The organism is Paenibacillus sambharensis, assembly GCF_003233845.1.
Taxonomy (GTDB): Bacteria; Bacillota; Bacilli; order Paenibacillales; family Paenibacillaceae; genus Paenibacillus_I; species Paenibacillus_I sambharensis.
Genome location: NZ_QKRB01000031.1, coordinates 64,747 through 79,446 on the forward strand (window position 1 = coordinate 64,747; position 14,700 = coordinate 79,446).

Annotated in this window: 9 protein-coding genes; 2 read left to right on the forward strand and 7 right to left on the reverse strand. The window is 52.4% G+C overall.

Annotated features, from left to right (window positions below):
* Nucleotides 1–79 precede the first annotated feature (79 nt).
* The gene (locus DNH61_RS27200; RefSeq protein ID WP_425452210.1) at nt 80–4,186 is read right to left on the reverse strand and encodes a family 43 glycosylhydrolase; all 4,107 of its coding nucleotides are present in this window, start codon (nt 4,184–4,186) and stop codon (nt 80–82) included.
* 214 nt (nt 4,187–4,400) lie between these two features.
* On the opposite strand from DNH61_RS27200, the gene DNH61_RS04195 reads away from it, so the two are divergent.
* Together DNH61_RS04195 and DNH61_RS04200 are read left to right on the forward strand one after the other, a co-directional pair.
* Nucleotides 4,401–5,615 carry an SGNH/GDSL hydrolase family protein gene (locus tag DNH61_RS04195; RefSeq protein WP_245947924.1) on the forward strand — a complete coding sequence of 405 codons (1,215 nt, stop codon included), beginning with the start codon at nt 4,401–4,403 and terminating at the stop codon, nt 5,613–5,615.
* 69 nt (nt 5,616–5,684) lie between these two features.
* Complete coding sequence (locus DNH61_RS04200; RefSeq protein ID WP_111145425.1) at nt 5,685–6,851, forward strand: glycoside hydrolase family 27 protein; 1,167 nt, start codon at nt 5,685–5,687, stop codon at nt 6,849–6,851.
* A 24-nt stretch (nt 6,852–6,875) separates the two neighbouring features.
* Here the strand turns inward: DNH61_RS04200 and DNH61_RS04205 are convergent, their stop codons facing one another.
* Genes DNH61_RS04205 through DNH61_RS04230 form a run of 6 tightly spaced genes read right to left on the reverse strand, consistent with a single transcriptional unit; the run spans nt 6,876 to nt 14,688 of the window.
* Entirely contained in the window at nt 6,876–8,132 is a 1,257-nt protein-coding gene (locus DNH61_RS04205) for an endo-1,4-beta-xylanase (RefSeq protein ID WP_111145426.1), read from the reverse strand.
* Between the two features lie 27 nt (nt 8,133–8,159).
* The gene (locus DNH61_RS04210; RefSeq protein ID WP_111145427.1) at nt 8,160–9,107 is read right to left on the reverse strand and encodes a carbohydrate ABC transporter permease; all 948 of its coding nucleotides are present in this window, start codon (nt 9,105–9,107) and stop codon (nt 8,160–8,162) included.
* 16 nt (nt 9,108–9,123) lie between these two features.
* Nucleotides 9,124–10,035: a carbohydrate ABC transporter permease gene (locus DNH61_RS04215; RefSeq protein WP_111145428.1), complete on the reverse strand. Its 912-nt coding sequence runs from the start codon at nt 10,033–10,035 to the stop codon at nt 9,124–9,126.
* Nucleotides 10,032–12,590 carry a DUF5696 domain-containing protein gene (locus DNH61_RS04220; protein WP_111145429.1) on the reverse strand — a complete coding sequence of 853 codons (2,559 nt, stop codon included), beginning with the start codon at nt 12,588–12,590 and terminating at the stop codon, nt 10,032–10,034. The genes DNH61_RS04215 and DNH61_RS04220 overlap by 4 nt, the downstream gene beginning before the upstream one ends.
* 15 nt (nt 12,591–12,605) lie before the next feature.
* Nucleotides 12,606–13,232, reverse strand: coding sequence for a YIP1 family protein (locus tag DNH61_RS04225; protein WP_111145430.1), 627 nt, complete (start codon nt 13,230–13,232; stop codon nt 12,606–12,608).
* On the reverse strand, nt 13,225–14,688 hold the full coding sequence (locus tag DNH61_RS04230) for a hypothetical protein (protein ID WP_111145431.1): 1,464 nt from the start codon (nt 14,686–14,688) through the stop codon (nt 13,225–13,227). The genes DNH61_RS04225 and DNH61_RS04230 overlap by 8 nt, the downstream gene beginning before the upstream one ends.
* Nucleotides 14,689–14,700 lie beyond the last annotated feature (12 nt).

Consider the following 14,700-nt stretch of genomic DNA (forward strand, 5'->3'; position numbering starts at 1 on the left):
GTCGTACGGTAATAACCGCGACCGGTCCGCAGCTCCTGATCACAAGCTCCTGCTAAGTCGGTCGCGGTAACAAGTTTGTCTATTTCCTTGATTTTGCTTTCTTTAAGGACCAGTAGTCGATATCCATTAACCTCTCCTCCTTCGCCCCCTTGAAGGTAAAGAAGAGATGGCGAACGCCGCTTACTTGCTTCAATTCCGTACACGCAACCTTCCACTTCGATTTGCCTTTGGATGGAGCGATCTTGACTTTACCGATCACTTGGCCGTTCGGGCTGTCCAGACGGATTTCCAGTGTGCCGCCGGCCGCTGCAGAGACACCTGCCTCGAATGTCTTGGCACCCGTATCGCCGAAATCAACGTTAGCAACCGCAAACCAATCACCGTCATGAACATCCGTCACATAGAGATTCACTGGCTGGTCCGCATTCGCCGGCGCATTCGCGGCTGATGTCCGAATGCCCGCGTTCCATGCGAATGTCTCGGCTTCAACTCTCTTATATGGATTCAGATTCGCGATAGCGGGCACCCCTTTCATATCCGCTTGAATGTTTCGTATATACCCGCTGTCGTAAATATCCACTTTGTTGATATGCGTGGAACGATAGCCTTTTCCGTCACCCAAAGCAGCTTTGCTGACAGTCTGGGCATGATACGCAATGTACCACTCACCCTGGAATTCAAAGATCGAATGATGGTTGTTGCCGCCTACACCGAAGAACGTGCTAGGATTTTTCAAGATCGGAGCCACATAAGTGAACGGTCCCATCGGGCTGTCCGACACCATGTACGCGATTTCCCCTGGCGGCGGTGTACCTTCCGGATGAACACCCGCAAAGTTTGAGCAATATGAATAATAGTACTTGCCGTTAAACTTGTGGATGCCGGAATCCTCGAACATATAAGGCGCGTCGATTTCGACTGCCGAGCCTGCTGTTTCAATCATATTGTCCGCAAGCTCGATGACCCGGCTGGTTCGCGGATTGGAAATTTGCGCCGGTGTTGGACTACTGCCGCCCGGCAATCCTCCACCGAAGTACAGATAGCCTTTGCCGTCGTCATCCACCAGCACGGCCGGATCGAAGAGCCACACGACACCTCTAACGCCGGGAGTGGACCAGGAAACAAGAGGTTTGCCGATCGGATCGGTCCATGGACCGACTGGACTGTCTGCGGTCAATACGCCGATACCGCTGCCGTTATTGGCGAAGTACAGGAAGAACTTGTCTTTGCCGTCGATCACCTTGTGGGCGGCAGCAGGCGCCCAGGAATTGCTCGCCCATTTGGCTGCGCCGTTTGGTCCAGCAACGGGTATCGCGCCATGGTCCGTCCAGTTCACCATATCGGCAGACGAGATAACAGTAATGGTATTGATTTTACCGTACGTGTTGTTCACGATATTGCCGTTCGCGTCATATTCATATTCGTCGTTCGTCATATATATATACACTCTTCCGTCAAACACCATCGCGAATGGATCTGCACCGAACTTATGGCTGACTAGCGGGTTGTGATAACCCGGAACTTTAGCAAGTGCTGTTGTATTCAGCGTCTTCAAGCCGATATGGGCAGCTGCTTGGTGAACGTTATAGACGGCGCTGCCGCCTTCCGCCCGAATGTAGTCGGTTCGAATGACAACCGTACGATCGGTCGGCGCAAAATCTGCCACTCTCAGATGAATTGTAGCGAACAGATTAGACCCGTGATGGGTAAAGTTCGTTTCTTCGCCGGTAACCTGCAGCTGCAGCCTGTTTCCTTGCGTGCTGAAGGCTGCCGCTCCATCAATGTTCGCTTCATTAAATGTAACGCCGGTTACTTCCAGGGCATCTGGAATGTTGAACGATGCGAGGATGGAACGGTAATCACCTGCCGGCAGCTCATCCATACGGAGGGGGACCTCAAGCTCGATGTTTGGTACGCCCGACACATCGGATACATGGCCAAGCTCTGCTTGCAGCTCCTTAACCCCTGCGCCTTCGCCGGTCAGCTTGTCACCGATCCGGTAATAATCGAAATCAACGTAGCCGCCCGTTACAGCCGTCGCGTAGTTGAATAAAGCGAACCGGTAGCCCATGAAATGAGGCAGCGTATAACGCATTTGCAGCGTATCGCCAATCTTCGTCCAGTTCGTGCCGTCCAGGCTGTAATAGAAATTCGCCTTGTCGGTCTGATTCCGGAAGTCCGCTTCCGCTTTCAGATAAACCCGTTCCTGTGTGAGCGGAACCGATGCTGCCTCGACGGCCGTGCCCGTGCTGCCATTTACCATGACGATGCTCTTGGCATTGCCGGACATCTTGACGCCGACGTAGCCGTATTCCTTCTGCAGCAGGGCGAGTCCCGTATAATCACCGTTTTTCATCTGCCCGACTTCGACCGCTACGCTTCCAGAACTTTCAGGTCCGAATGTCCGCTGCGTTAATGTATTCCTAGCATCGAGCAGATTTGTGCTCTTCTTGCCAGTTGTCAGGCGCAGGTAACCGGGACGTTCCGTGAGCGACCAATTGCGGTTGTCCGGGTTATGATTCCACTGCCAAGCCAAGGCCAGGCTTGATCCATTGTGATCGTATTCGCCCGGCTGGGGTTTATCCATTCCCCCGGCTGGCGTAACGTCAATGAAGGATACGTCATCAACGTAGAAATCCATCCGGTCCTTGACGGGATCCTGTGCCGAAGTCCAGGATGTCTCAATGAAGATCAGCGGGTTGTTCAGCGCAGCATCCGGGGGAATGGTGTACGTTCCTTCAATGGTCCCCCACTCGCCTTTGTTGATCGTTACCGATCCCATGACTTTGATGGTCTGCCAGTCGCCGTCCTGGTAGGCGATATTGAACACTCGGGAGGCGGGGAGCGTTTCATCGCCGTCGTACATGACTTTAGCGGAAAATTCATACACGCCTCCCGCCTTCACCTTGCCCGTCAGCATTTGCTGAGGTCCGGAGCCGGTTCCCTCCCGGCCGCTAACGAACAAGCTGCTGGTTCCGCTAAACTTCTGATCTGTCGTGACCGTGACAGTCGCGTTTTGGTGCCCTGACCAAGGCTCGAGACCGCTCTCAAAACCGCTGTTCACGATAATGTCTTTGACCGGAACTGCGGCAGATGGCTGTACAGTCGGCGCTGCAGAGCTGTCTGCCGGCACTGGTGAATAGCTCACAGCCCTGCGGGAAATCCCTACGCTGGCTGCCGAGTTGTAAAACTCATCCGATGCCACCCAGTTGCTTTCCACCGCTTCTCCCCCGGCAGGAATAACCAACGACTGGGGCACCTTCCCGTCTACCCCGAATACCGGCCAGTTATCCTCCCATGTAACGGGTACCAGATACGGGATGCGGCCAACCGAGCCCCGGTCTCCGAACAGCATCGCATACCAGCTGCCTTCCTGCGTGTCCACCAGTCCGCCTTGTGCAATGCCGGCATCCTTCAGCGCCACCTTCCCGGTATACGTCCCGTCAATGGTATCAGAGCGATGCACGATCTGCGTTCGCATACCGCCGCTTGGCCAAGTGATATTGAACACGTAATAATAGCCGTTTATTTTCTGAATATGAGTGCCTTCCGCCTTGAGGCCAATGTTCTCTCCCGCAACGCGGCTGGCGTCCGGTATAATGACTTTGTCCATACCACCCGGCTTGATAGCAGTGGCATCAGCAGTTAACTCAATGATCCGGATGTCGCCTCCGCCGTAAACCATATATACGCGACCATCATCGTCAAACAGCAGCGACATGTCATGGTAGACGCCATCGAGCTCGGCATGTGTCCATGGCCCGCGCTCAATATCCGAGGTCTGGTAAATATAAGTTTTGCCCGTGTCGTAAGATGCGAAAGCGAGATAGAAGGTTCCGTTATGATAGCGGAGGCTGCTTGCCCATGAACCTTTGCTGTAGTTGCTCTTCCCGTTCCGCAGTGCTTGCTCGTCGTTATCTGCCAGGATGTCGTACACATAATTGACGATATTCCAGTGAACAAGATCATAGGATTTCATAATAGGGACACCAGGATTCATATGCATCGTTGTGCTGGACATATAGTACGCATCACCGACGCGGATGACATCAGGGTCGGGCACATCCGCCCAGATAATCGGGTTCTCGTATGTATGCGTATTCTGCTCAGCATGCAGCGCACCGTGTGATGTAAGGGTGAGCAGCATTGAAAACGCTATCAAAAATGCGGTTGGTTTTTTAATCACGACTTATTTCTCCTCTCACTCAACAATTTAATAGTTCCAGGGGAGCTGCAGCGGGCAACTGCACACCAAAATTGTACCCCTGCCCAAAAAAGCAAACAACCTGCCAAGCGATGGATTGTAGAGATTTGCAAAGCAAAGCCTATAATTTGACAGGTATTCATCCCATGTCATCCTGCTTAAAATAAGAGATTATACCTGAAGGAGGCGAATGCCGATGACAGAGCTGAACGCCAGGTTCTTCGATACCGTTCCAATCACTAAGGCTTACCGCGAGATGGTCGCCCGGTCACTGTTAAGCCGGGGCAGCAGCAAGAGACTGAAGACAGCTATCGAGAAAGCCAAGAGAGGCGAAAGTGTCACGTTAGCCTATATTGGAGGATCTATTACCCATGGCGCCGGAGCCGACCCTCTCCCATCAGCCTGTTATGCCTACCGGTCATATGCAGACTTCAAAGCCTGCTTCGGCAGAAGCGGCGGCGATTCCATTCATCTCGTTAAAGCAGGCCTAGGCGGGACGCCCTCCGAGCTGGGCATGATCCGCTACGAGCGGGATGTGCTGAGGGACGGGACTGTGCAGCCTGACATCGTCATTATCGAATTTGCGGTTAATGATGCGGACGACGAGACGGAAGGAGTCTGCTACGAAAGTCTTGTTCTGAAAGCGCTATCTGCGCCGAACAAGCCAGCCGTTATCCTGCTGTTCAGCGTGTTCGAGAATGATTGGAATTTACAGGACCGCCTCTCCCCTGTCGGCAGCCATTACGGATTACCGATGGTGAGCATCAAGGACGCGGTTACAGAACAATTTCGCAAGAGTCCTGCCGATGGAGGCTTGATTTCAAAAGAACAGTTTTTTGCTGATATCTATCATCCGACAAATACAGGACATGCGATCATGGCCGACTGTCTGGGGTGGCTGTTTGAAGAAACGAATCGTTCCCCAGCGGATCAAGAAGATATCGCTCTCGATCTGCCGCCGCTGATCGGTAATGATTTCACAGGCGTTCGATTACTCGATCGAGCCAGCAGCACCGACATAGCTGCAATTGCGGAAGGCAGCTTCATGAGCACGGATACCGAGCTGCAGCTTGCCGAAATGGACGACCACTCTTATGGTACGCCGCAGTTCCCCCACAACTGGATGCATACCGGTGATTCCGCCAGCCAGAGCTTCAAGATGACGATTCGCTGCCGGAGCCTTCTCCTCGTCTACAAAAATTCAGGCAGTGACATGTTCGGCAGTGCCGAGCTTTGGGTCAATGGAAAACATGTAGGGACGGCGAATTCTCATGCTGTACGCTGGACGCGCTGCCACGCTGTCATTCTGCATCGTTCGGAGCAATCGAATGAACACATGGTTGAGATCTTTATGGCGGCTGGTCACGAGAATAAAAGGTTTACGATACTGGGCTTTGGTTATGTCCTCTAGACGCGTCTAGCCGAATAAATAGAAAGTTAGAGATGACAATTCATATCCGTGAAAGGAAGGAATCAAACCATGCATAATAACAAGCCGCTGGGCCTGACGCCAGCTATGGGCTGGAATTCTTGGAACACCTTCACCTGGGATATTAATGAGCAGCTGATTCGGGACGTGGCCGATCGATTCGTCTCTGAGGGGTATAAGGATGCGGGATATGAATATATCGTCATTGACGACTGCTGGAGCTTGAAGGAACGGGATGAGAACGGCAATCTGATTGCCGACTCCAGCAAATTCCCGAGCGGCATACGCGCGCTCGCCGATTATATCCATGCAAAGGGTCTCAAGTTCGGCATGTATTCATGTGTTGGCACCCATACCTGCGCAGGCTACCCAGGCAGCTTTGAGCACGAATTCCAGGATGCCCGTTTGTTCGCCGAGTGGGGCGTAGACTATTTGAAATACGACTACTGTTTCAAGCCTCGCCAAATTTCGGGAGAGCTGCTGTATAAGCGCATGAGCCTCGCTTTGAAGAACTGCGGCAGGGATATCCTGTTCTCCGCCTGCAACTGGGGGGAAGACAACGTGTATCAATGGATACGTGGATCTGGCGCCCATATGTACCGGTCCACCCATGATATTCAGGATCACTGGAATTCCATCAAAAGCCTGGCCCTGTCTCAGCTGGACAAGGAGTGCTACACCGGGGCCTTCTGCCATAACGATATGGACATGCTCGTTGTCGGGATGTACGGCGGCAGCAATAATGACTTTATCGGCGCGAAGTCAGGAGGCTGCACCGACAACGAATACAAGACCCACTTTTCGTTATGGAGCATCATGGGCTCACCACTCATGATCGGCTGCGACATACGCAGTGCGAATCAGCCGACAAAAGACATCCTGCTCAACCGGGATCTGATCGCAATCAATCAGGACACGGAAGGGCGCGGCGCATACCGGATCAAGCCGGAGCCGCAATGGTTCCATTCGGACGACGTCTTCATGCTGGTGAAGGTACTGACGGATGGCGATCTGGCTATCGGCTTCTTCAACCTGAGCGACCGGCAGAGAGAATTGTCGCTGCAATTCTGGGATATGGGGCTCCCTTACGCCTCAGGTTATTCACTATCGCTATACGACTGCTGGGAGCAGCAAGAGCTGGGCGTCTTCAAGGAAAGGTTCTGTCCGGTTGTCCCGGCTCATGATTGCGTGGTGGTAAGAGCCAAGCTGGTCAGCTAGGCTCTTACAGGGAACCGGTCCGAGTTAGCCGGATTCGGCCGGTTCTCCAACAACGCTCCAGAACGCCGGCTTTGCCTGATAGTGTCTGTCGAACAGCAGAGGCGCATTGGTACGCTTAACCGGGAAGCCGTCGAGCCAGGAATGATCGTCTGCTATGCCCCAGAATACGACGCCGCTCAATATATCCTTGTTTTCCCGGAAGGCCTTGAACAGCTCCCCATACCGCTCTGCCTGCTTCGTCAGGATATCCTCCGGGATATCTGATCCATAATCGCTTCGGTCATCCCAGGCATAGATACTCATATCCAGCTCGGTTACAATGTTATCGAGCCCCAGCTCCGCGAATTTGCGAAACGACTTGATAATAGCCTCTACAGGTGGCCAGTGAACGTCGACATGCGTCTGATGGCCGACGCCGTCAATTGGCACGCCCTGCTCCAGCAGTCCCTTCACCAGCTCGTACAGCAGGTCACGCTTCTTCGGATCATCCGTGCCGTAATCATTAATATACAGCTTGATATCCGGCCCGCCCGCTTCGCGAGCTGCGCGAAAAGCTGTAGCGATATAATCAGTGCCTGTGATTTTATACCAGTCGCTAGCCCGCATGCCGTCAGGATCGCCTGGCTCAATAACTTCGTTCACGACATCCCAGGATGTGATATCGCCTTTATACCTGTCTACAATCGTTCGGACATGCTTATCGAGCCTCATCAGCAGCAGCTTCTTGTTCGCCTCACGCTTCTCCGGATCGCTCTCATCAGCCATGGGCTTGCCTTCAGCATCCTTGAAAAACCAGTCTCCTACCTGCGTATGCCAAACCAGGGTATGGAAGCGGAGCTCCATGCCGTTCGCTTTCGCGAAGGCGACGATCCGGTCTGCATTCGTCCAATTGAAAACCCCCTCCGCGGGTTGAATCGCATCTGGCTTCATCACATTTTCGGCTACCAGCCAATTGACGTGTTTTTTTAACAGTTCGGCTTTCAACCCTTCGGTTTGAAATGGCTCGATGGCCGCCCCGATCGGGAAATAATCCACGAAGGTGTCAGCGAGCGACGGGATTTCCGCCTGCACGGATGGCTCTGCCGGAACAGGAACGGGCTCAGATGAGCTTGGAGTTTCAATGCCGGGCACTATGTCAAGTTCCTCCCCTGTGTCCGTGCCCGGCGTCTCCCCCGAATCTGCCGGGCCAGCACAGCCCCACAGCAGGATAGCGGCAAGAATCAGTGTGCCAGCTAGCTTGACGTTTGCGGCTGCTGCGCTTCTTCTTCTCTGTTGGTTCATGCAATATCCCCTTTCAACTATCCATGCTCATCCAACGATACCTGTCCGTTCGATACTTTCGACGAAGTAACGCTGAACGAACAAGTATAGGATAATGAGCGGCAGTATAGCGAGCAGAATGCCCGTATCCTGCACCATGCTTAAGTAGAATGGATCGGCCTTGGAGGCGTCTCCGCCCGAAAGCTCGACCGCAAGATTATATGGCAGCGACGATAACTGGGTGGACATCACCTTGCTTGAGGTAAGGTAAGTTGTCGTGAAGAAGCTGTCGTTCCACTGCCAGACGAACGAGAACAGAGTTGTCGTAATGATCGCTGGAACCGCGTTTGGCAGCATGATCCGGGTGAACGTTCTGCCCACCCCAGCGCCGTCGATGTACGCCGCCTCCTCCACCTCCTTCGGGATGCCTCTAAAGAACTGCCGGAATATAAAGATATAAAGACCGGCCTTCAGCGAATTCGCTGTCAAGGACGTGAGGATAAACGGCCAATACGAGTTTAGCAGATTGACGGATTTACCCGTAATCAAAGGAATGATGCCCATCAGCGTGAAATCCTTCAAATTCAAGTAAATCGGAATCAGAATCGTCGTCGGCGGCACAAGTATGGTTAAGATGACACCTGCGAACAACAGGTTGCTGCCCTTGAACTTAAGCCGGGCGAAGCCGTAGCCCGCTAGCGCGCAGGAAAGCGCGGTCAGAATGGTGGTCACCGCTGATAGAGTGAACGTATTGACCAGCGTCTCCCAATAATCCATTATCTCAATTGCGTTCCGGAAGTTATCCAGCGTCAGATGCTCTGGGATCCAAACGACGATTGGTGAATAGAGATCCCGCGGATGCTTGATGGCTGTCGATATTTTCTGCAGGATCGGATACAGAATGACGAACGACAACCCGGCAATTAGCGTCAGCCGCACGATTTTCCATAATAGACGCTTCCAGCTTTCAATCGACAATAATCGGGCAAGGAACATCGCTTGCACCTTCTCTCTATTCGTGATAAAAGACTTTTCTGGACACAAGGTAGGTGCTGATGGACAAGATGATGATGATCGCAGCGAAATAGATCCAAGCCATCGCTGAGCTGAGTCCAAAGTTGAAATTAACAAACCCCGTGTCACGGATTAGTTCTGTCAGTGAGTTGCGCGAGAACGAATCGATGATCGTATAAATCATATTGACCAGGATCAACGGGCTGACCATGGGAAACGTAATTTTCCAGAATGCCTCGTATCCGGTTGCGCCTTCAATCTTGGATGCTTCGTACAGCTGTGGCGATATGGTCTGAATGCCCGCCAGGAAGATCAGAATTTGAACGCCCGACTGGCTGACAATCTGATAGATGCGGTCGACAGCTCCGGTCAGGTAGTCAACGATCGTTTCATTAACGCCCGCTTGCAGCATCATCCGGGACAGCTCGAAGCTGCCGAAGCCGCTTAGAATGCCCGAACTTCCGCTCTCCGCATTAATCGCCTGAACCAGACTGGTGCTCTCCAGGCTCATAATGACGCCAGAAGCAAGGATGACAGGCAGGAAGAAGATCGACCGTGCCGCCGAGCGGCCCACAAATTTCTGATTGAGCAATACCGCTAGAAACAGGCTGAAAATAACGATGAGCGGCACATTGACCGCCATATTGACAACGGCCTCTGTCAGCATACGGTTAAAGCTGGTATTGACGGTCAGCGCATCAACATAGTTTTTCCAGCCGGAGAACGTAACCATGATGCCGCTTGACTTGGCTTCGATTGAACTGAAGCTGTATCTCAATGACGTAAGCAGCGGCACCAAGAAGAAGAAGATGAACCCAAGCAGCCATGGCAGCACATAGAGAAATCCCCAGAACGCTTTCTGCTGCGCGTACGTCCGCCCTTTCAAACCCGGCTTTAAGAAGGATCTCATGATTGCTCACCACCTGTTATGTAGCTCTCGGCTTCGATCATCCGCCCGTCAATCGTCACGGCGGAACGGTTATAATTTACAATGATGTACATCCCATTCCCATACTCTGTCCGGTATACGCCCTTTTCCAGCTGTTCGTGCCCTGTGATTGGTTCATGCCGGACGTTCTTCAATATGGCGTTCACTTCCCGGTAAATATCCGCAGCCTCATCAATCCAAAGCTCGTAATTCACAGCATACAACTCGCTGTGCTCCGTATCCTTGACCTTATAGTTCGGCTCGTATATCCATTCAAAATAAACGTTTGCCCCGAACTCCAGACATTTCAAAATGTATGGCTTCACGTCCGTAAACGTGGAGAGATTATACGGCGCTCCTGCATAATCGATATACCCGCGCACGACCATCTGATAGAAAGGCACCTCTTCGTCCTCGATCTTGAATTTGCTGCTTGACATAGGCGCATGTACGACATCCTTCAGGAATGGGAAAGCATAGGCATTTCCGCCTTCGGCCATGATGTCCATGCCCGCCTCTCTGATTTTGTTCAAGGACTGCACGGACAGACGCTCAGATTCCGCACGGTCGATCACCTTGCTCTTGCGGAAGTCGCTATTGAGCTGGTCTGCAAGGTCTCGCAGCGAAATGCCGCCCGTTCTGAAATCCGCGAGCTCATCCAGCATGTTGTCCACATAGCCGCTTGCCGTCCCCGGCGAGACGACGTAGGCCGGATTCCTGCTCCGGTCCCTGCGGTTAATCGCCAAATCCAGCGGGTAGACAGCTGCAGGATCCCCCGGCAGCGTCCTGGCGGCTTCCTTAGCCTCATTGAAATCAGAGCTGGAATTAGCCATCAGAACGGCAACGTCAGGATATAATGAGATACCATGCTTTTCGGCGAAAGCCGAGAGGGCTTTCATGCCTTTGCTGCCTCCTATCGCCTTATCGACCGAAATATCGTTGGGCGCCTTATGGTCAAGCCCCTGATTAAACCAACCAGCATACCTTAGTTTGATATCGCGGATCTCCAGCTGCTGCAGCTGCGTGAGAATATCCTGGGCCTGTTCGAAGGTTGTCAGCGGTTCCAGCGCCTGATATGGGATGCCCGCAAAATGCTTCTGTTTGGAAATGCTGCCGATCAGCTGCAGATAGAACGGGATATTATCCGATATTCCGTCTGTCTCTCGGGGTTCAGTAAGTCCATTATTCCGAATCAAATATTGCCGGTAATAGTTGGCCAATCCCTCAGTGGATGCCTGCTCTCCCGCTAGAAAAGCATAGCGGACAGAAAAATCGGTCGACACAGGTTTTTTCTGAAAGGCTGGAATGGTGCGCTGCTGGTCATTTGCGTTAAGACTCATATCGGTTTTGTTCAGTACGGTAAAGCCGGGATACACATAATTGTAGCTGTTAATCTTGCCGCTGATATCGGCGCTCACAACGGCGGCCGGCGCTCCTTGCTCGATAATGCCGAGCATGGCGCTGCCTTCCTTCAGGATGCCGAATACGGGCAGCCGGATCTCTTGCGCCGTCAACGCGTCTAAGGTTCGGTCCATTGTTTTGTCCGAACCGTAAACCGGCTGCTGATAAGCGGGATAGTGAATCTTGCCATTGTTGAAACGAATCAGAGCGCCCGAACCATCCGGGACGAGAATTGCGCCTTCCTCCTTCAGCCCTCCTGCTCCAAAGTAGCTGAGCAGCGATATTTGGTTCAAGGGGTATTGCTCCGGATAACGGATGCTGTCTACAGGCACTCTGGCTACCAGGCTGTCTCCGTCTAACGTATATTCAATCGAAGCGAAGAACAATCGAGGCTCCGGCTTAGTCTGATTCAGATTGTTCTCTTCTATGTCGATCGCCAGCTCATCTTCTGTATATCCAGCTTCTTCGAACGCTTTGAGCGCCCGGTCCAGTTGCAGGCCTTTAAGCGCTCCGTCATTACGGACGTACACGGGACTTTCCTTGTCTGCCGTATAGACGAGCATTAAAGCACGCTGTCCCGCTTTGTCCAGCTTGGCAAGCAGGCCCTCGAAACGGGCGCTGCTAATTTTTTGGGGCATATCTTCAGCCGTCTTGGCGCTCGTACCGAACTGGTAGTTCACCCTTACACCATCCGGAATAGCTTCAAAGCTGAGCTGCTTGTGCAAAGCCGCATCCGAATAGGAATTGACCGCATTAAGCTGGCCAAACGAATTGTAATAATGAAGCTTGAGCTGAGCGGACAACTCGCTCTTGTTCACACCAGCGGCCAGGGAGTCGGTATCACGGTCGATCGGGTTGCTGTGCCATATGGCCCCGCTGGCTTTATGCACGACGGCCACCGCGCCTGTTAGGTCATCTGTGAGCAGCCGAAGCGAGTCGTTCTCGGCTATGCCTTTCATGCCGGCAGCCCGAGAATCTGTGAAAGCAGCGGCTAGCGGCTTGCTCTGTTCGAATGCTGTAATCCCCTGGCCTGACCCGCCCGAATCCGCAGAATCCGGGTCGTCTGAGCATCCGGCCACGAGCACTCCAATCATCAGACAAGCACCTAACAGCATGCTCCTTGCGTTGGCGATCATCTCTCTCCCTCCTTCCTAGCTCCTCATAACCAGCTCTTGATAGATGACCGTTATGAAGGCGATGATTTGCTGCACCAGACTGAAGAATAGCAGGCTGATAAAGGCCATGAAGCCCATTGCAATGACTGTCAAAACCATGATGCCGAGTGTTTTTCCAGCCGAGAACTGATGAACGGTCATGTTTCCTGCGAACAGCAGGAAAATAAACCAAAGATAGGCGACTGCGTGTGAGAACGCATAAAACGATGTTTCCTGAAGCGAGATGACGTTGCTGAGCCAAATCCACGGAAAGTTGATGACGACAATCGGAATTAAGGCATAACAGGTCGCTGTAAAAATTTCTATGAATTTCCCTTCCCCGTCCATAAGGGTGGTAAGCGACCAGTTAGCAACGCACCAGAAGAGCACCGGTACGACGACATAGACCAACTCAAGGAGGCTGTTCATTTCATTCGGATTGTACAAATTCACTACAAACCCGCTGTACTGTGCGCCTAATATATTGGTGAGTGCCAGCAGGAACAAGACGACACACGATACGATCAGATTAAATTTCTGGTCCCGATCGTACTTAAGATCCCAATAGCCGTTGAAGGGATGAACGATGACGTGAAACGGGAATGTGACAAGCTCTCTATTCAAAGGAGATCCCTCCTTTTCTTCGCGATGATTTCCGGTAGGCAAGGACTCCCGCCCAGATCGCTGCAATCGTCACGACTGCGGTCATGATGAATCCAAAGTACTGCCTCATCACTTCTTTGCGGTAGAGCAGGAACGCCTTGGAATAATTGTTCTGATCCATGCTTCTCTTGAAATGCTTCATCGCTTCCTTGTAATCGCCTTGACGAAGCAGTGATTTGCCGATTCCGGCATAAGCGAACTCCAGATTTGCGTTCATGTTAATGGTTTCATTGAATAACCTGAACGCTTGCTTCTCATCCCCCCGGTAATAACTGCGAACAGCATCGTTAAGCGTCCTGCCGTAGGCAGTTGTCTTGAATACCGTGATTTCGCCGAGCGCTTTGTCCAGTACAATAAAGTCATCGCCTACACGCTCGATGGCCGTTGGCGTCTTAAATTCACCAATCCGATTGCCGAGACCGCCAAATACGTACATGAAGTGTCCATCGCCGTTGTACGTGAAGATGCGTCCGCGCTTCGAGTCGAGTACGGAATACATCTCGCTGTCCGTGATGTCGATATCGATCAATCTTGAGGGCCCGGTATCGCTCGTATACCGGATGTCCCCTTGCGGACTGAAATATCCGCTGCGGCGTAAGATATCGGTGCCCTGCGCGTTCAGTTTCTTGATGTTGTCGCCCCATTGATCTCCGTTCGTCGCGTAGATGAAGCCTTCTCCGTCGATGTCGAGACTGGTGAACTCTGTCGGTGTGAACATGAGCATCTGACTGCGCTGGGCTTGCGTCGAAATCTGCTTCCAGAAATATTCAACGGGGTCGATGTAGACGCGGTTCGCGCCAATGAAGGAAGTGAAATCTCCCTGCGCATTAAATTCCATGAAGCCGTCGAACACGCCGGTCGCCATGACGTAGGTTCTTTGTGCTTGATCCATCACAACGCGGACAGGTTGAAACTGGTAGTTCGCTTGCAGCAGATCGGACTTCGGAGCCTCGATCGTCTTCACCCACCGGAACTCTGAATCCAGATGAACGACCCGGTTATGTCCCGTATCTGCAATGATGATCTCGTTCTGGTCCGTAACGAATAGTCCCTGTGGTTTCGCGAATGTATCCGCCTGCCCTTCCCTGACAAAGGAGTCGATGACCTCTATGGGCTTAAAGTGCTCATCCAGGATGACAATCCGGTTGTTGCCAGAATCCAATACATAGATGCGATTATCTGTCGTGACGTGCAGATCACTTGGTTCTTTGAAGGCGCCGACACCAAGATCAGAACCATTGTACAAATCTGTTGCTTGATAAGCTGCGGGCGCCGCTGCTGTTCTTCCCCAGAATGAGTAATTATAAGAAGTTCCGTCGCCTTCAGCATAAGCAGCTGCCCCGCCTAACGTTGTGCTGAGCAGGCAGCAGATCGCGAGCAGGAGCAGCGGTCTTGATTTCAGAATGCTCTTCAACATCGTGAACGGCTC

Coding starts and splice junctions, on each gene's coding strand:
- DNH61_RS04210 (WP_111145427.1), bottom strand. CDS start 9,107: ATGTTCCTTGCCCGATTATTGTCGATTGAAAGCTGGAAGCGTCTATTA.
- DNH61_RS04205 (WP_111145426.1), bottom strand. CDS start 8,132: ATGAACCAACAGAGAAGAAGAAGCGCAGCAGCCGCAAACGTCAAGCTA.
- DNH61_RS04200 (WP_111145425.1), top strand. CDS start 5,685: ATGCATAATAACAAGCCGCTGGGCCTGACGCCAGCTATGGGCTGGAAT.
- DNH61_RS04215 (WP_111145428.1), bottom strand. CDS start 10,035: ATGAGATCCTTCTTAAAGCCGGGTTTGAAAGGGCGGACGTACGCGCAG.
- DNH61_RS04220 (WP_111145429.1), bottom strand. CDS start 12,590: ATGATCGCCAACGCAAGGAGCATGCTGTTAGGTGCTTGTCTGATGATT.
- DNH61_RS04230 (WP_111145431.1), bottom strand. CDS start 14,688: ATGTTGAAGAGCATTCTGAAATCAAGACCGCTGCTCCTGCTCGCGATC.
- DNH61_RS04195 (WP_245947924.1), top strand. CDS start 4,401: ATGACAGAGCTGAACGCCAGGTTCTTCGATACCGTTCCAATCACTAAG.